Source organism: Rhodobacter sp. 24-YEA-8, assembly GCF_900105075.1.
Classification (GTDB): Bacteria; Pseudomonadota; Alphaproteobacteria; order Rhodobacterales; family Rhodobacteraceae; genus Pseudogemmobacter.
Map to the genome: position 1 here is coordinate 86,340 of NZ_FNSK01000004.1, position 18,555 is coordinate 104,894.

The window sequence follows — 18,555 nt, forward strand, 5'->3', positions numbered from 1 at the left end:
TACATGAGCCAGACCCGTGACGCCTTTTTGCCGCCGCCCGCCGGAAAGCTGATGCCGCCTCCCGAGCCGGGCGAACCTGTATTCCAGGACCGCAGCGGATCGCGTCATCGCAGCTGGCGCCGGATCTTCCGCTTCGGATTGCTGGCACTGTTGCTCTGGCTGGCGACGCTGTTTGTCCTCGCCCTGCAGCCCGGATCCGAGCACAGCCCGGAGCAGATGCGCGCGCAAGGCGAGACCGCTCCCCGTCTCGCCGGGGCGGCGCGGGGGGGTCCACATCCGGAACTGCAAACCGTCCAGGCGCTGGCAGATGCGACCGCTGATCCAGACCCGCAAACCGGCCAGCGCGGACGATGCCGTCCGGCGCAGCCGATTTTTGGCGCCGCAATGGCCTCAGCCACAGAGACGCAGCACAGTGCCAGGCGGATCTATGCGATCCTGCCGATGTATCTCGACAATGCCTTTCTGCCGCTTGAAAGGCATTGCGGACTGATCGATGCCATCCTGCCGGAGTGGTTTGAGATTGATGCCGATGCGCTGCGGGTGGAGGCAGCCAGCCTCGATACGGAATTGACGGAAACGGTCGCCTCGATACGGGCGGCCCGGGGAAAAGAGCTGACATTCCTGCCGGTTTTCAGCGCGGGCGGCACGCTGGAGCCGCGGGCATTTCTGGATCGGATTACAAAGGCCGAGGCCCGCCCTGGTCTGGTTCAGGCGATGCTCACCAGCGCCGCCGGGAACGGCGCCGATGGGCTTTGTCTGCGGCTGCGGGGTGTCAGCGGCGCAGAGCTGAAAGCTGCGCTGCCTTTTCTGCACGAATTTTCAGACGCCGCCCACGCCGCCGGAATGACCCGTTGCCTCATCACGGATGCAGGCTCGCGGCAATGGGCCGAAAAGACCGTCACCGCCCTGTTCGATACCGTCGTTGTCACTCTGTTCCACGAGCCCTGGATGGGGTCTGTTCCGGCGCCGCTCGCGCCACAGGACTGGTTCCGCAGCGAGGCCCGGGAAATGCGCAGCCTTGTCGGGCAGAAAAAGCTGGTGATCGCGCTTGGCGGCCATGCCGAGGACTGGGTGTCCGGGAGGGCCGGGCCAGAGCGGCTGAGCCTCGCCGAGGCGATGCACCGCATTGCCGGGGCCGGGGCTGAGATCCGCTTTTCTCCGACCGCGCTGAACAGCTATGCCGAATTTGCCGACGCCTCAGGAGCCCGGCATCAGATCTGGATGCTGGACGCGGCCTCGGCCTATAACGCGGTCAAGACGCTGGATGATCTGGGCATTGCCGGCATCGGCCTGGCCAGCCCCGGCGACGAAGAACCGGCCTTCTGGGACGCGCTCGCGCGCTGGCCGGCGGCGACGGTCGGAGATGACTATTTGCGCCCGACATTTCCGGATCGCGTCATCTATACCGGGACCGGCTCTTTCTACAGCTTCGGGCAGCCGCCGCGAACAGGGTTGCGCAAGGTGCAGCTGGAAGAAAGCAGCGGCATGATCGTCGGCCAGGACTATCTGGTGACGCCGGAGCCGGTGACGATGGGGCGCTTCGGCACATCATCGGGGCCGCAGATCGCGCTGACCTTTGATGACGGGCCTGACCAGGTTGCCACCACGAAGATTCTTGACGTGCTGCGGCGCCATGATGCGCCGGCGACCTTTTTCGTGGTCGGGCAATCCGCCATGGTGGCGCCTGGCCTGCTGACGCGGGCCATCGCCGAGGGACATATCATCGGCTCACACACCTTCCGCCATCCTCATATGGATGCGATTGGACCTTTGCGCGCCCGCACCGAGATCCGCTCGAACCGGATGGTGATCGAGGGGCTGACCGGGGCCACGCCCTTGCTTTACCGCCCGCCCTATGTGCGCGGTCCGGGGCCGCTGGATCTCTCAGAAGCCCAGGTGTTCGGGATGATCGGCGAGGAAGGCCATATAGTGGTCGGCAGCGATATTGTGCCCCCCGACTGGGCCGGTCTTGGCGCCGAAGAGATCGTGGCCGAGGTGCTGAGCGACCTGGAAACCACCGGTGGCAATGTGATTGTGCTGCATGACGGGCGCAGCCAGGGCATGCATACCACCGCCGCCGTCGATCTGCTGATCCCGGCGCTGCGCGAAAGGGGCTATCAGATCGTGCCGGTCCCCGCGCTGCTGGGGCTGGATACGGCCGCGATGATGCCCGAAGCGCCCTGGGCCACCACCCCGGTCAAGACAGCGTCAATCAGGTTGATCGGCGGGCTGATGCAATTCGCCGTCCTGGCGCTCTGGCTCTGCCTTTGCATCAGTTTCCTGCGCAATCTGCTATATTTCTTGCTGGCCTGGCGCCGCATCGCCAGCTACCCCAGCGATTTTGCGCCCCCTCCGCCGGTTACCGTCATCGTCCCCGCCTATAATGAAGAAGCGGTGATTGTCGCGACGCTGCGTTCGGTGCTGGCAAGCGATTATCCCCGGCTGCACTGCATCGTGGTGGATGACGGGTCATCGGACCGGACCGCAGCGGTGCTGCAGGCCGCCTTTGGCACCAGGCCGGATGTCACGCTGATCACCCAGCCGAACCAGGGCAAATGGAGCGCGCTGAACCGCGGCTTTGCGCTTTCTGAAACGCCGGTCACTATTTGCCTTGATGCCGATACGCGAATTGATCCCGGGGCGATCAGGGCATTGGTAAAGCCCTTTTCCGACCCCCAGGTCGGGGCGGTGGCCGGGACCGTTACGGTGGGCAATCGTCGCGGTCTGCTGACCCGGTTCCAGAATATCGAATATATCGTCTCGCAGCAGATCACCCGCCGGGCACAGGAACATCTGGATGCCATCATGGTGGTGCCGGGCGCACTCGGGGCCTGGCGTACCGACATCGTGCGAAATGCCGGGGGCTTTTCCGGGGAGACACTTGCCGAGGATACCGATCTGACCATCCTTTTACGACGGGGCGGCTATCGTGTCGCCTATTCCGAAGAGGCCCGTGCCGCGACCGAGGCCCCCGCCGATATCGCATCGCTGATGAAACAGCGGCTGCGCTGGACGCTGGGCAATCTGCAGGCCATCTGGAGACACCGCCGCGCGGGGGCAGACCTTGGCCCGCGCAGATCGTCTTCGATGCTGGATATGCTGCTGTTCGGCTTCGTGGTGCCGGTTCTGGCGCCGATCGCCGACCTCACCCTCGTGGCCTTTGCCGCCAGCGTCTTTGCAGACTGGTCGGCGGGCAACCCGGTGCAGATCCCGGTCGGGATGGGTCTGGCACTGCTGCTTTTTCTGATGGTTCAGCTGATGGATTTTCTCGCGGCGGTCATCGCGCTGCGCTGTGACAGGCGCAGCCCGCTCCGGCTGGCCCTGCTGGTGCCACTGATGAACCTGCTCTATCGCCCGCTGCTCTGTATCACGGTCTATCGCGCGCTCTGGGCCGCGCTGACCGGCAGGCTCAGCCAGTGGAACAAGCTGCGCCGACGCGGACTTGAGAGCCAGGCAGGGGTGCAGGCACCATGAAACGCCGCAGAATGCTCGGGCTTCTGGCTGCTTCCGCGCTGCCCTTGCCGGCGGCCGCCCAGAAAACCGCCTCTGCCGATCCACGACGGCTGCTGGTCTCGATCCGCGACATCGGCCACAGAACCGATCCGGCGGGGCTTTCGGCCGTGCTCGATCTGCTGACCGCCGCCATGATCCCGGTCAATCTGGTGCCTGCTGCGGGTGAGGAGGGCATGGATCCGCAGGCCAATGGCGAAATCTTTACTCTTGTCAGCAACTATACCAGACGCTTCCCTGGCCTGATTGGGCTGGCAGCGCGCTGCGGTCGTCCTGGGGATCTGCCGCCCTATGATATCGCGCGCCAGGGCTTTATGGCCCGGCAGGCGCTGCATCGGCTCATGCCGGAAGCGCCGCCGTTTTGCACGGTGCTGGCCTGCTCCGGGCCTATTGCGGAAGGTGATACAGCGGTGCTTGCCGGCGCGGGGTTTCGCACCCTGCTGGTCCTGCCCGCGGTGGCAGCACCCGTGCGCGTGACCGGGAGCCCGCAAGATGTTCTGGTTGTCACCGGTGGCGAGCCCCTTGGCTTCCCGGATGCGGGCACCGTATTCGCCCGCCGCCATCTCGGGCAGTATCGCCATCTGGTTTTCAGCGCCCCTGAGGCTGGGACTGCGACTCCTGCGGCCATCGTCGCAGGGCTGAGCGCCTTCTCGCATCAGCTGCGCGAGGAGACGACATCAGCCCGGCGCGTCAGCCTGTTGGCCAGCGAGGTGGCACTGCGCAACCATGCGGGCTTTCGGCGGCGGCTGGCTCTGCATCTGTTTGAGCCCGATCCCCGGCTGGAAGAAGATGCCGCTGCGCTGGAGGTCTTTGCCCGGATGCTGACCAGGGCAGAGATCCCGTATAGCAAAGGCCCCGATCTGCCCCTGTCCGACACGGCAGAAAGACCGACAGGCCTGTGCTGGATGGAGTTGACAAATCCTGGCCTTCGCCACCCTTCGCCATCCCATCTTTCCCGGCTCGATCAGAACGGCGCTGGCGAGGCGTCAGGCTGGCGGCTGCAGGCAGGAGCTGGCGCCGGCATCCCTGTCGGACTGGCATCGGCAAGGGCCGACAGCTTCGGGCTGAACGCCCAGGCCATGCAGATGCTGCCAGTCCTTTTGTCCGTCCGGACCGAAAGTGAGAGTGCAGAAGCGCTTGCAACAGATTTCCCGCTGTCCTGCGAGGGCGTGATCACTGTCAGCCCGGCGGCAATTCGCAGCGATTATGCCCGCGCGGCGCTCCTGCGCATGATCACGAAATTGCGGGTGCTGCCGGGGAACCATCTGACCACCCTGCCCGCGCTGGCGGCAGATCTGCTGCCGCGTGACCCGTTTCTGCCTGCGGTTCTGCGCGCCCGCGGCCTTCGCCTGAGCGCTGGCACAGAAGCAGGGCGGCCAGACCCGTCGCGCTATGGTGACGCACACGATCTGATGGAGGATGCCCGGGCGGCGTGGTCCTATTTCAGCGGCCTCACCAACCGGACCACCGGCCTCTGCCCGGCAACGGTACAGACCGGGGGCGGCGCAGGCTCAGTCCAGGACCGGCTGACGATGTGGGAGGCCGGCAGCCACATCAATGCGCTGATGGCGGCGGCAGATCTGGGACTGATCGCGGCCGAGGAGTTTTCGGCGCGTTGCAAGCGCCTGTTGAAGACACTCTCGCGGGCCGCAAACGGGCCGCTCAGGCTGCCGCCCGAGACGATCAGCTCGTCGACCGGCAAGGGCTCGTCGCGGTTCAACGCCTTCGACACCGGGCGGCTTTTACTGGCGCTGGACCGGTTGCGCCGGTACCGGCTGGCGCCGCCGGATGTCGCCGCACTGGTCGCCTCCTGGGATTTCTCCAGCATCCTCAGGCAGCGCCACCTGCATTCGTGGCGCGATGGTGCTTTTGTCGATGAATATCGCTCGAATTATTCCGATTATGTCGCGGTCGGTTTCCGTCGATGGGCCTATGACGTGGCCTCGCCCTTTGACAGCCTGCGTCTGCAGGACAATGCGGACCAGCAGATTGCATTGCTGCGTCTGGTCGAGCAGTTCGGCCCGCTCGGGATCGAACCCACTTTCCTGCATCTGCTCGAAATCGGGCCCGAGCGTTGTGCGCTGACGCTCGCCGATTGCCTGAGCGCGCTTTTGCGCGATGCAGCGGCAGATTATGGCCATCCGGTTGCGCCCTCAGAATCGCCCGTGAACCAGGTGCCCTGGTTCACCTATCAGGGCTTCCGGCTGCGCACGGATCCTGAGCCCTGGATGGTCACTGCGGGCTTCGCCGATACGACTGTCTATGACAGCGGCTTTCTGGCCAGGCTGCGCGCGACCAGTTCAAAGGCTGCCTATCTGCTGCATGCGGTGCGGCCCGACACTGACAGCGCAAAGCTGACTGCGCAGGTGCGGCAGAAGGCCAGGCGCGCGGGTGGCTTCGATTCTGCTATTTTCGTAGCAGACGGACAATCGACGGAGGGCTATACAGATCTGAACACAAATGCTGTCATCCTGACAGCGATTTGCCGAATGTTCGCTGACCAATCTTAGGTCAGGATGGCGCTGTTGATGTGACCATGATCGGCATCGATGGAACAGTTTAGCATGATCTGCGATCCCCGATGACCACTCGCGCTCCTGCGTCGGGCGGGGGATTTCACCGACATGCTCCATATCGCTCAGGCCGCGTCAGGTTCGATTTCTGCGCCGTGAGATGCTTCTGTCGGAGGCTCAGCCTGGCAAAGCCCGGCACCGGCCCGTCAGGGCGGGACGACGTGAGGCGGTTCGTCACCCTCCCGGTCGTTTGTCGAAGTGGCTCCCCGGGTGGATTGCCTTTCCCCGCCATTAACATTTAATAGTTGAGTAGAAATAGCCAATAACACGCTTAACAGGATTTTGCCGGATCATGAGGGCATGGCTTAAGATCAGAGACTTCCGGTCCGGCGGTGAGCTTTCAGACCAGCGTGCCGTGTCACCGGGTGGCGCCCCGGATACAGCTGAGCCCGGAGATCTGCAACTTCACCCCGATGACGGATCCGCAAGCGGAGGTCTGGCCGCGCTGATCCCTGCCGGGCTGCTGCTGTTTGCGGGGCTCGGTGGTCTCGCATTTGCGAGCCTGCTTGCGGATGGAGTCGAGGGACAATTCGTGGTCGTCAGCCCGCCCTGGCAGGCAGCCGTTCATCTGGTCACCCGCGCTGACGGAGCACTGCTGGCCGGAGGGGGGTTCAGCAATGTGATCGTTGCGGCTTCCGACCGGCCGGGCTTTGCCGATGACCTGCGCGCAGCCGGTGCATGGCTGGTCTTTCCCGCGCCACGCGCCCTTGGCTGCGGCACGCCGGAACAGACCAGCATGCAGGCAGGCCGGGCCAGTGCAGGGCCTGCATTCCAGAAAACCATTCAAGATCAGACCAACAGGCAGGATTCCTCTGATGCAGTATGAGCTGACATTGCTGCGCGAAAAATTTGGCCGTTTTCTGATCGGCCTGCTCTGGCTCCATGCGCCACTCCTGGCGGTGGTGGCGGCACTCAACGGGCATAGCTGGCTCTGGGCCGGGCTTGCCGGCGTGGGGATCGCCGGAACCTATCACCTCAGCTATGCCCGCAACGGCATCGCGCTGAGCACCCGCTATATCTCATCTGTGGCGCTGATGGCGGAGCCGGCATTGCTGGTCTTTCTGCTGCGCGGTCATGCCTGGCAGATGGATATGCATATGTATTTCTTTGCCATGCTGGCGCTGACCATCGCCTGGTTCGATGCGCGCCCGATCCTGATGGCGGCGGTCGCGGTCGCCCTGCATCACCTGGTGCTGGTCTATCTGCTGCCCTACGCGGTCTTCCCTGCCAATGCCGATCTGGCGCGGGTGCTGCTGCATGCGGCGATCGTGGCCTTCCAGACTATTGTCCTGGTCTGGCTGGCGCGGATGATCAGCGCCGCATTCGAGCGGATCCGCGACATGAACCAGGAAATTCTGACCGCCAATGCCGAACTGAAGCAGCGCACGACCGAGGCGGAAAAGGCCAATCAGGCCAAATCGATGTTCGTTGCCAATATGAGCCATGAGATCCGCACGCCACTGAATGCGGTGCTGGGCTTTTGCCATCTGATGCAGCGCACCGAGATGAATGCCCGCCAGCTGGATTATGTGCAAAAGATCAGTGATGCCGGCACCACGCTCCTGCGGCTGATCAATGACATTCTCGACTTCTCGAAGAACGAGGCGGGCAAGCTTACGCTGGAGGCTGCGCCGTTCAATCCCCATGCCGTGATCGAACAGCAGTTGCAGATGGTGCTGGTCGACGCCGAAAGCAAAGGCGTTCGCCTTGAGGTGCAGAAAGACCCCGGCATCCCGCGCGAGGTGATGGGCGACGGATTGCGCTTTGGTCAGGTGATCCTGAACCTGGTCAGCAATGCGGTGAAATTTACCGAACAGGGCTCTGTCACCGTGCGCACCCGCGCCGAGGCGCCTGTCGGGGATGGTGACGATGACCGGGTGAGCATGCTGGTCGAGATCATCGATACCGGTATCGGCATGTCGCCCGAACAGCAGAAGAACCTTTTCACCTCTTTCACCCAGGCCGATAATACCATGACGCGCCGCTTCGGTGGCACGGGGCTTGGGCTTGCGATCAGCCGGCAGATCGTCGGGCTGATGGGCGGCGACATCACTGTGCGAAGCCGGCAATGGGAAGGGACAACCTTCAGCTTCACGGTGCATTTCGACCCCGTCTCGGGTATGGTGTCGCAGGATGTGGTCCCCGATTGCGGCCTGCGCGATCTGCGTATCCTCGGCGTCGACGACAACCCCGCCTCGCGTCAGCTGATCGAAGAGCTGTTCAACCAATGGGGAATGAGGGCCGATGTCGCGGTCTCGGCCAGCGAGGCGATCAGCCGGCTGCAGGCGGCGGACGGGGCCGGAAAACCCTATGAGCTGGTACTGATCGACTGGAAGATGCCCGGCATGGACGGGCTGGAGGCGGTGCGGGCGATCAGCCAGGATGCCTATATCCGGGCCAAACCGAAAATGGTGGTCGTCACCGCTTATGGCTCGGACCGGTTCACCAGCGAAATCGATGGCTATGGCCATGCCGGCTATCTGACAAAGCCGTTGCAACCCCGCGCTGTGATCACGACGCTCGAGGATCTGTTCCGCAACCGGCTGGCGGGATCGGCGCAGGATCGTGCCCAAAAGGCAAATCCCCGTATCGATGGCGTACCCCAGGTCGAACCCGCCTTGCGCGGCCAGCGCGTGCTCTTGGTCGAGGATAATGAGATCAACCGCGAAATCGCGATTGAACTCCTGACCGATGCCGGGTTGCGGGTCGATGCCGTTGAGAACGGCTTGCAGGCGGTGGAACAGGTCGCGCGCCAGGGCGACAGCTATGCGATGGTCCTGATGGATCTGCAAATGCCGATCATGGACGGAATCGAGGCGACAATCCGCATCCGCAAGGATCGCAGCGCCGCAGAACTGCCGATCGTCGCGATGACGGCTCATGCCTATGCTGATGAGAAAGACCGCTGCATGGCGGCAGGAATGAATGACCATGTTGCCAAACCGGTCGAGCCGCCGGTGCTGCTGGCAGCGCTGAACCGCTGGCTGAAACCGGTGAACCCGGGCCCTGCCCCGGTCAGTGTCACAGTGGTCGCACCGGCGGGGGATGACCTGCCCGACAATCTGCCGCCTTTCGGCATTGCCCGCGCACTGGAACGGGTGAATGGCAAACGCCCGCTCCTGCGCCGGCTGATCCTGAGCTTTGCCGACAGCCAGGCCAGTGTGCCCGATGAGCTGGGCCGTCTGCTGGCCGAGGGGAAATATGATGATGCCCGCCGCACCGCCCATACGCTGAAAGGGCTTGCCGGTTCGCTGGAATTGCCGGATCTGCAACAGGCTGCCGCCGAGATGGAGCGGGCGCTGAAAGAGGGAACCCCCAGGGAGCACGAGGCCGCCCCCTATATTGCCCGCATCGCGGCATGGCTGGAACCGGCAGTCGCCGCCGCGCGCGGGCTGAGCGGCACTACCGTCGCAGCGCGAGACGGGGCAGCACCGGTGGCTCCGGCCAGTGCAGCTGAGATTGAGGCACGGCGCGCGACGCTCCACGAGCAGCTGATCAAACGCAGCCTGAGCGCCCGCGCCGGTTTTGCGGCCTGGGCCGGAGCGCTTGGCCTGCCCGCCGAAGCCATCGCCGCCCATCCGCTGCGCCTCGCGCTGGACAGGCTGGATTATGCCACTGCGCTGCGCGAGCTGGAAATGTCCGGGCAGGACGCCGGATCCGGATCGGAGAAAGCCTCCGCCGAAGCACAAAGCTGAGAATGGGAAGAAAGCCGTGACCACGCCACAGGAGCGCGAGCCCCGTAAAGCCGTTGTTCTGATCGTCGATGACGATATCTCCAATATCGAGATCATGAATGCGGCGCTCGGGGATGATTATGAGATCTGCTTTGCCACCTCGGGCGAGCAGGCGCTGGAGGTGATGCAACTGACCCTGCCCGACCTCGTGCTGCTGGATGTGGTGATGCCGGGGATGCAGGGGTTCGAAGTCTGCTCCATCCTCAAACGCGACCCGCTGCTCTCGGATATTCCGGTGATCTTCACCACCGGGCTGGGTGATACCGAGGATGAGGTGCGCGGCCTTTCGCTGGGGGCCATCGATTATGTCACAAAGCCCATCCATCCGGTGGTGCTGCGCAACCGCGTGAAAAACCATATCGAGCTGAAGACTCTGCGCGACAATCTGGCCGAGATCGCGGTGACCGATGCGCTGACCGGGCTGCACAACCGGCGCAAGCTGGATCAGCTGATGCAGGATGCATTGCAACGCCGGGCCAGCTCGGAAAGCTGGCTTTCGGTGATCATGATCGACATTGATTTCTTCAAGCTGTTCAACGATGCCTATGGCCATCAGAGCGGCGATCAGTGCATTCATATGATCGCCTCGGCCCTCAACCGGGCGGTCAAGGCGGCGGCAGGCTTTTCGGCGCGCTATGGCGGCGAGGAATTTGCCTGCGTGCTTCCCGATACCGCCCCCGAAGAGGCGCTGGTCATTGCGGGCAATATCCGCGCCCAGGTGCATCAGCTGCAGATCCCCCACGAGAAATCAATGGTCAGCCCCTGGGTGACGCTGAGTATCGGCATCGCCTCAGGGCGCACCGATACCAGGCTTTCGATGAAGGAATGGATCGAGGCAGCCGACCGTCAGCTCTATATCGCGAAATCGGAAGGCCGGGATCGGGTGGCTGCGATCACTATTTCCGGCGAGAGCTGAGCACAGGTTCAACCGAAGAAAGACCCCGCAGATCAATCATTGCAGCGGTCTGGCAGCATGTCGAACCCTATGGGCATTGTTGTCGAGATCACCTCTTGAGCCAGCAGCCCCCCTGCCCCGCTGAGTTCATGCCACCTATTCGATCCCGGCGGTGCCGGGCAAATTGAAGCGGTTCATGTGGACCAGGTGATCGCCATTGGTCGGCGAGAATCTGCGCCCCGATGTGGAAGTGGATCACTGCCGAGCGCCACCGGTCGCGGGGGGGCGCAAAAAAGGCCGTGCGATACGTCCGATCCGGGAGAGCCGAAGCTCGGCTGTCAGCTGATTTCTGCAACACGGCAGGTGCACCCGATCAGCGCCACCCGACCCAAGGGTCGCATGTGACAGGCGCGATCCGCCTCAGGCGCCGCATTGAATTTTTGCGGCGATCAACGAACGGGCACGACGGCCGCGCGCAGTCTGTCCATAACCCCTTCCCGGCTCATCAGGCCTTTGGCGATCATGACATCCACGAAGGGGACACCTTCCTTATCCGCCTGCTTCACAATTGCCGAAACCTGGGTATAGCCCAGTTCCGCGACCATCACCGTGGCCAGTGCGGGTGAGTTCAGCAGCAGTTCCAGCGCGCGTTCGGGACGGGCCTCGATGCCGCTGATGCATTTATCAGCGAAAAGCCGGCTGCCATTGGTCAGAAGACGGCAACTTTCAAAGAGGCGTGAGGCGATTACCGGCTCGAAATGATTGATCTCAAGCTGGCCGGCCATCGAGGCCAGCGCCACGCTCTGATCGTTTCCGGCCAGCGCGAAGGCAAGCTGCTGCACCAGCATTGGCAGGACCGGGTTGATCTTGCCGGGCATGATCGAGGAGCCGGGCTGCACCGCAGGAAGGCGGATCTCACCAATGCCGGTTTGCGGGTCCGATGAGATCAGGATCAGGTCATGCGCGATCTTGGCGATGGTTTCGCCGGCGATGCGGATCTCAGAAGAGACGCGGGCAAAGGTGTCTGAATTCTGCATCGCGTCAAACGGATTGTCAGCGCGGAGCAAAGGCAGGCCCAGATTGGCGCTGAGATTGGCATAAAGCGCCGCCGGATAGCCCGGGTCAGAGCCCAGTCCGGTGCCGATGGCGCTGCCGCCAAGCGGCAGGGTCAGAAGATCGGATGACGCTGCTGCGATCTTTGCCGCCTGACGGCGCACGGCGCTGGCATAGCCGCCGAATTCCTGGCCCAGCGTCATTGGCTGCGCCGCCTGCATGCAGGTGCGCCCGATTTTCAGCACATCGGCGAAAGCAGTGGCGCGCTCCGCAAAAGCATCGGCGAGATGGTTCAGCGCCTGAACCAGGGGCAGAGTGGCGTCATAGACCGCCAGTTTCAGCGCTGATGGCACGACGTCATTCGTCGATTGCCCGTGGTTCACATGGTCATTGGGGTGCAGGCTGGCGTAATCTCCGGCCTCGTGCCCGAGGATCTGCAAGGCACGGTTGGCGATAACCTCATTCGCGTTCATATTGATCGAGGTGCCGCCCGAGCCTTCCATGATGTCGATGATGAACTGCTCATGATGCCTGCCCGCCAGCAGTTCATCACAGGCGGCAATGATCGCCGCCGCGAGATCGGGCTGCAGCACACCGATGTCGCGATTGGCCTGTGCCGCCGCTTTCTTGATCGCCGCAAGGCCGTTCACGAAGCGCGGGTGATCGCCGATCCGCTCGCTGCCAAGCGCGGAGTTTTCGGAGCCGCGCAGCGTGTTCACGCCATAAAGCGCCGTATCGGGAAGTTCGCGCGGGCCAAGGCCATCGGTTTCAATACGAGCCATGCTCGGTCATCCTGTCTGATCAGTGGATAAAGGTCGGGGGCGGACGCTCAGAGCACCTGGGAAAGGAACTGCCGCGTGCGCGGGTCGGTCGGATTGGCGAAGAACCCGGCAGGGGGCCCATGTTCGACGATGACGCCCTTGTCGGTAAAATAGATATGGTCCGCGACCTCACGGGCAAAGCCCATCTCATGGGTCACAAGGATGCAGGTCATGCCCTCGGCCGCGAGATCCTTGATTGTCACCAGCACTTCTTTCACCGTTTCCGGGTCCAGCGCTGCGGTCACCTCGTCAAAGAGCATGATGTCGGGGCGCATCGCCAGGCTGCGGGCAATGGCGACACGCTGCTGCTGGCCGCCGGACAGTTCGCCCGGATAGCTGTTCTCCTTGCCCTCGAGCCGGACTTTGCGGATCAGCGCGCGGGCGCGTTTTTCGACCTCGGCGGGGTTTTCCTTCAGCACTTTCACAGGTGCCATCATGACATTCTGCAGCGCGGTCTTATGCGGAAAGAGGTTATATTGCTGGAACACCATCCCGACCTTTTTGCGAAGCGCGAGCTTGTCGAGCTTCGGGTCATGCACTTCCAGGCCCTCAACCCGGATCGAGCCGCCCTGTATGTCGTTCAGCGCATTGATGCAGCGGATCAGCGTGGACTTTCCCGAGCCCGAGGGGCCAATGATGCAGATCACCTCGCCCTTCATGATATCAAGGCTGATCCCGTTCAGCACCGGCACCGAGCCATAGGATTTCCGTACGTCTTTCAGGGAGACGATGGGCTGGTCTTCTGTCCATTTCACGTCGGTCATGGCCATCAGCCCTCTCAGAGTTTCACGGAATAGCGGCGTTCCAGCCGCGAGGTCATCAGGCTGATCGGGTAGCAATAGATAAAGAACCAGCACAGCACATAGAGATACATCGGGATCAGCACATCGGGCCGCCCTTCGGCCGAAAGCGCCGAACGGGTATAGCCCATGATGTCATCGACCCCGATGATCGAGACCAGCGGCGTGGCCATGGTCAGCACCGCGTAAAGGTTCATCCAGTTCGGCAGGATACGTTTTACCGTCTGTGGCAGGATCACCATCCGCATGGTCTGGCCGCGCGAGAAGCCAAGCGATTCCGCGCTCTCCCACTGCCCCGACGGTACCGACTGGATCGCGCCGCGCACATATTCCGACATATAGGCCATCACCGGCAGCGACAGTCCGATCACCGCCTTCAGCCAGCCGGGAAAGGGCATCGTCACGCCAAACAGCGTCACCTGGAACGGAATCAGGAGGATCGCGTAGAACAAAAGCACCAGCCAGGGCGAGTTGCGGAAGAACTGTGTCACCAGCCAGGCCAGCTTGCGGATCACCATGACCGGCGAAACCTGAAGGATGCCCAAAAGCACACCAAGCACGGTGCCGATCGCCATGGAAAGCACAGAGATCAGGATATTATAGCCAAAGCCCTGGGCCAGCAGAGGCGTCCATTTCAGCAGGACCGAAGGAATCGAGGCCTGACCCGGCTGGGTGCCCTGCGCCCAGGCGGTGCCGATCACACTGGCGATCAGGCAGGCGAAGACGAGGGTCAGGGTCAGCGGGTTAAAGAGTGTCTCCCGCCAGTTCAGCGCGGGCGCGACATGGATGCGGCGTGGCAGCAGCACATCCATGTGACCGGGCACGCGACGGTCGGGTTCGGGGATCGGGCGCAGCCACATGTCAGACTCCATATCCGGGGATGCGCAGCGCCTTTTCCCAGCGACCAAGGATCCAGACAAGGACCGCGACCAGCAGGATATAGGTCAGCAGAAGAACGGTCATCATTTCGCGCACATTCAGCTGTTCCGACCAGATCTGTGCGGCGGCGTATAAAAGCTCTGGCACAGCAATCGCATAGGCAAGCGAGGTGGTTTTAACGAGGTTCACCAGATTGGTGCCCAGCGATGGCAGTGAGATCCTGAGCGCCAGCGGCAGTACCACATAAAGATAGGTCTGAAACCGCGTGAAGCCGAGCGCCTCTGACGCCTCGATGGTGGAGCGCGGCACGGCGTCGATGCCAGAGCGAAAGATCTCGGTATTCAGCGCACCCGCAAAGAGCGAGAGCGAAATCACCGCCCAGGCAAAGGCAGAGATCATCGGCGTGCTGAGCCCGGTTTCACCCGTCACCCTCAAGACCGAGCCAAGCGCGAAGAAGAAGAAGTAAAGCTGCACCAGCGGTGGCGTATTGCGGAAAAAGGTTACAAACAGCCCGACCGGCGCGCGCAGGATCAGGTATTTCGACCCCTGGGCAAAAGCGCCGATCATGCCGATGATCAGCGAGAAGATGATCGACAGCACCGAGAGTTTGACCGTCATCCACAACCCGCCAAGGAACTGTGCCCGGTCCCAGGCGTCATAGCCAATTGTGATCTTGAGCCCGTAGCTCTGGCGGAGCCACTGGAAAAACGTCTCGACAGTTTCCACCGCCAACTCCCCGGGAAAAGGCCGGCCCCGCTACAGGGCCGGCGGGATCAGAGCGGTTATTTGAACTTTTCGTATTGCTCTTCGAAGAACGGAGCGGGAGCGATGCCATAGCGCTCATTGCCGTCGATCAGGAAGCGCGTCTTGTGCCAGTCAGTGACGATCTCGCTGATCTTCTGCCCGTATGGGCCGTTCAACTCTGCCAGCGGCACGGCGATGGCCCAGGGCTGCATCTGTTCGGTGACGAAGGGCATCTCGTAATCGGCCCAGACCGCTTCCGAGGCCAGCTGGCTTTCGATCCAGGTGTTATCATAGGCGATGCCGACGCAGCTGCCATTGGTCAGTGCGGCGGTTGCCTCGGGAACGCCCGCGAAGGCCACGATATTGGCTTTGTATTTCTGGGTGATCTCGCGCAGGTAATAGCTGCCCTGAATGCCGCAAAGTTCCTTGCCTTCCAGATCCGACCATTCTTTCAGGCCATTCGCCTTGGGTGCCAGCACATTCGCGCCGCCCGCGTAATAGTTCGGCTCGATCATGCCGACCACCTCACGGCGCTGCGGATTGTCGCCCAGCGTCGCGATGATCAGGTCGATCCGGCCCTGTTGCAGGAATTCCATCCGGTTCGACGCCACAACCGGCACCAGCTCAAGCTCGACGCCAAGGCGGGTCGCGATGTCTTGCGCAAGGTCGATCTCAAGCCCGACGATTTTGCCAGACGCATCCAGATAGCCCCAGGGGCGGTAATCGTTCTTGACGCCGACCACGATCTTGCCGGCGCCGGCGATCTTGTCCAGCGTGTCAGCCGAGGCGAGCCCGGTGCTGGCAAGCAAAGCCGTCAGCGCGATTTTCAGCGATTTTTTCATTCGTCACTCCCGTGGATCAATGTCCGGTTTGGCTGCTCCAGGTCTGTCGCCCGGTATCTGTCTTATGTCTCTCGCCTGGCCCGAGATCGGGGGCTTGAAGAATCACCCTATTCTGATCGGGCCAAAGCTGCGAAAATACTCCCGAACAGACATTTTGTTGTCATTTACGGACAGGTTAACGAGGAGTGACACGAGGCACAACCGAGAGATATGGCTTCGTCCTGATCAATGATTTCGCGTTGATGTCGATGGCCTCTTCCGTGGATCCGCTCCGCTCGGCCAATCAGATGTCAGGAAGACAGCTTTACGACTACGTCTTTCTCTCGGCGCAGGGCGGGCCGGTTCGGGCCTCTTGCGGGGCATGGTTCGACACCATTGCCCTTGCCGCATCACCACCCGATCTCGACTATCTGTTTATCGTCGCAGGCGGCAATCCCTTCGCTCTCGACATCCCGGACTGCACAGGGTTTCTGCGCCAGGCAGCCCGGCGCGGCGTACCGCTTGGCGGGATTTCCGGCGGGGTCGTGTTGCTGGCGCGGGCCGGATTGCTGGACAGGCGACGCATCGCTGTCCACTGGGAATATGCCGACTCTCTGCGCGAACTGGCCCCCGATCTGCTGATCGAACAGCGGCTTTTCGTGCTGGATCGCGACCGCGCCACCTGCGCGGGGGGCGTCGCTGGCCTTGACATGATGCATGCGCTGATCCGCTCGCAGCACGGCCATGCCCTGGCGGACTCGGTCAGTCGGCGCTTCATCTACACCACCATCCGCACGCCGGACGCGGCACAGCGTGGCAGCGTGGAGACAGAAGCCCGGCTACTGCCGGCGGTCTTTGCCGCGACCCGCCTGATGGAAGACCACATCGCCGATCCCTTGCCGCTGGGACAGCTTGCCCGCCTGTCGGGGTTGAGCAGCCGGCAGATGCAGCGCCAGTTTCGGCGGGATCTGGGCGTTTCGGTTATGGATCATTACAGCGCAATCCGGCTCGACAAGGCCGATGAGCTTTTGCGGCAAACCCGGCTGCCGATCGGCCAGGTGGCCTATGCGACAGGCTATTCCAGTCAGTCTAATTTCAGCCGCGCCTTCCTGCGTCGCTTCGGAATGAACCCCAGCGAAAGGCGCACTGCAGCCACTGTGCCTGGATAGCGCCTGATGCATGAGCCGCAGAAACCGCGGCGACTGCCTTTACGGTCGTCCCGACGGCACAGGCTGTGACTTCTCTGCCCTGCCCCGTCAGCTATTTCGGCGTCAGCCGATCCGATCCAGCAGCTTTTAGCCTTACTCGCCAAATCAAAACGCGCGTCCTGCTGTGGCCAGTCTCGTTGAAGGCCCGTGATCTACTTTTCTCAGTTCGACTAGGGCACTTAACATTATCACGAAGTCACCCGGTCACGGTTCCGGCGGTCGAATGGTCAAAGGCCGGGCGCAAGGCGCAGAGAAACCCTTTCCGTAAACTCCATCCTCGTTGCATTCTGATCTGCTGTTTCCTAGAAATAGGCTTTGGACAGAGAGTCAGATTCGCCTGGCATTCTTTGCACGGACCCGGAAACCGTTATGTTCAACCTCTGATCTCCCGTAACAAGTTGAATTTATTGGTTTCCGGCCGGAAACCGATGGCTTCTGGTCAGGGATCTGAACATTTTCAGGATATTGATCTCTCCGTTCTCAGCCTTCTGACTCAATGTCGCAAGATAGCGCGGCACATTCTTGATACGCTCGAAAGCCTGAACCAGACCAAGGACGGCCAGGGTATATCCTTTTGGTCCAAGACTTTGCCTGGCGTTTTTCTGAAGATCCGACTTGAGACCCAATGCCGGAGCAAGTGTCTCAGCAAGATTCTCGAGGTCTGACCAGGTCTGAACGGGCGTCGGCGAGAGTTCGACGGCGCTTTTGGCAGCATCTGCGCAGTCGGATGCCGTAATAGCTTCTGTAATCGAAGAGGGCGTAGATTCTTCAATTATTTCTTTATCAGAATTCTGAATATGCAGGTCATTCTGGCCGTGGCTGTCGGTCATCTGAGGTGTATTACGCAGGGCTTCGATCGCGGATTCAAGCTCTTCGGTGGATGTTTTGTTGCGCAAAAGCTTGTGCATCTCGGCATCGGAGGACTGACTTTCCCAGAGGAGATGCCGAAGGACAGAGCGGAGTGACCGCAACCGCAGGGTCTGTTGTTTTGCGTCCTCTGCCAGTGCGGCGATACGTTCCGCATGCGCCTTAAGCCCGCTCAGATCAAAGCCGTAGCACATCATCATCGCGCCCGTTACGTCACGAACGGCGTAGCGCTTGCGATTGGGGCTCAACTTGCGCTGGATCACTCCAGCGGCGCAGAGATGGGCCAGATGACGGCGAAGCGTGCGTTCATCCATGGCGTCGCACCGTTCTTGCAGCGCCCGATTAGAGGGGAACACGATCAGTTCACCAGCATGCCATTTTGCGGGGGTAACGAAACTCAGAAGCCCGCGCAGAACGGTCAGACTTCTTGGCCTGATGCCGATGGCTTCGCGCGCCGTCTGGATCTGGGCAAGAATTGTCCAGCGAGGATCATGATTCTGGATGAGTGCTGCTTTCATGGCATTCTGACCATCAGGAACGCGTCCGGCGAACAGCAAAACCCTCCTGGTCTGATCCGCAGATGCGGTCAGTTCATTTTGCGCAAGGCACAAAAGTTCGTTCACCGCGATTGCGGTGTTGCGGGGGCAGAA

Annotated in this window: 12 protein-coding genes; 6 read left to right on the top strand and 6 right to left on the bottom strand. The window is 62.0% G+C overall.

Annotation, left to right across the window (positions count from 1 at the left end; all coding sequences use genetic code 11):
• Positions 1 to 3: 3 nt before the first annotated feature.
• The 5 genes from BLW25_RS20825 (at position 4) to BLW25_RS20845 (ending at position 10,733) form a co-directional block, all read left to right on the top strand.
• Complete coding sequence (locus BLW25_RS20825) at positions 4 to 3,474, top strand: glycosyltransferase (RefSeq protein WP_092903750.1); 3,471 nt, start codon at positions 4 to 6, stop codon at positions 3,472 to 3,474.
• Positions 3,471 to 6,020, top strand: a complete 2,550-nt coding sequence (locus BLW25_RS20830; RefSeq protein WP_092903752.1) for a DUF3131 domain-containing protein — start codon at positions 3,471 to 3,473, stop codon at positions 6,018 to 6,020. Before BLW25_RS20825 ends, BLW25_RS20830 begins: the two co-directional genes overlap by 4 nt.
• Positions 6,021 to 6,375: 355 nt before the next feature.
• Positions 6,376 to 6,909 (top strand): hypothetical protein, encoded by a 534-nt coding sequence (locus BLW25_RS24775; protein WP_216279453.1) that lies wholly within the window; start codon positions 6,376 to 6,378, stop codon positions 6,907 to 6,909.
• The gene (locus tag BLW25_RS20840) at positions 6,899 to 9,778 is read left to right on the top strand and encodes a response regulator (protein ID WP_092903754.1); all 2,880 of its coding nucleotides are present in this window, start codon (positions 6,899 to 6,901) and stop codon (positions 9,776 to 9,778) included. The genes BLW25_RS24775 and BLW25_RS20840 overlap by 11 nt, the downstream gene beginning before the upstream one ends.
• A gap of 16 nt (positions 9,779 to 9,794) precedes the next feature.
• Positions 9,795 to 10,733: a diguanylate cyclase gene (locus tag BLW25_RS20845; protein ID WP_216279454.1), complete on the top strand. Its 939-nt coding sequence runs from the start codon at positions 9,795 to 9,797 to the stop codon at positions 10,731 to 10,733.
• Positions 10,734 to 11,161: 428 nt separating this feature from the next.
• On the opposite strand, the gene BLW25_RS20850 is transcribed toward BLW25_RS20845, so the two are convergent.
• Genes BLW25_RS20850 through BLW25_RS20870 form a run of 5 tightly spaced genes read right to left on the bottom strand, consistent with a single transcriptional unit; the run spans position 11,162 to position 15,851 of the window.
• Entirely contained in the window at positions 11,162 to 12,547 is a 1,386-nt protein-coding gene (locus BLW25_RS20850; protein ID WP_092903758.1) for an aspartate ammonia-lyase, read from the bottom strand.
• Between the two features lie 47 nt (positions 12,548 to 12,594).
• The gene (locus BLW25_RS20855; RefSeq protein WP_394328456.1) at positions 12,595 to 13,356 is read right to left on the bottom strand and encodes an amino acid ABC transporter ATP-binding protein; all 762 of its coding nucleotides are present in this window, start codon (positions 13,354 to 13,356) and stop codon (positions 12,595 to 12,597) included.
• 8 nt (positions 13,357 to 13,364) lie between these two features.
• Complete coding sequence (locus tag BLW25_RS20860; RefSeq protein ID WP_216279455.1) at positions 13,365 to 14,246, bottom strand: amino acid ABC transporter permease; 882 nt, start codon at positions 14,244 to 14,246, stop codon at positions 13,365 to 13,367.
• Between the two features lies 1 nt (position 14,247).
• On the bottom strand, positions 14,248 to 14,991 hold the full coding sequence (locus BLW25_RS20865) for an amino acid ABC transporter permease (protein ID WP_092903760.1): 744 nt from the start codon (positions 14,989 to 14,991) through the stop codon (positions 14,248 to 14,250).
• 56 nt (positions 14,992 to 15,047) lie between these two features.
• Positions 15,048 to 15,851: a transporter substrate-binding domain-containing protein gene (locus BLW25_RS20870; protein ID WP_092903762.1), complete on the bottom strand. Its 804-nt coding sequence runs from the start codon at positions 15,849 to 15,851 to the stop codon at positions 15,048 to 15,050.
• 185 nt (positions 15,852 to 16,036) lie between these two features.
• Here BLW25_RS20870 and BLW25_RS20875 point away from each other — a divergent pair, with 185 nt between their 5' ends.
• Complete coding sequence (locus BLW25_RS20875; protein WP_253188610.1) at positions 16,037 to 16,999, top strand: GlxA family transcriptional regulator; 963 nt, start codon at positions 16,037 to 16,039, stop codon at positions 16,997 to 16,999.
• A gap of 443 nt (positions 17,000 to 17,442) precedes the next feature.
• Here BLW25_RS20875 and repC read toward each other — a convergent pair whose 3' ends face one another.
• Positions 17,443 to 18,528: a replication initiation protein RepC gene (repC, locus tag BLW25_RS20880; protein WP_143040579.1), complete on the bottom strand. Its 1,086-nt coding sequence runs from the start codon at positions 18,526 to 18,528 to the stop codon at positions 17,443 to 17,445.
• Positions 18,529 to 18,555 lie beyond the last annotated feature (27 nt).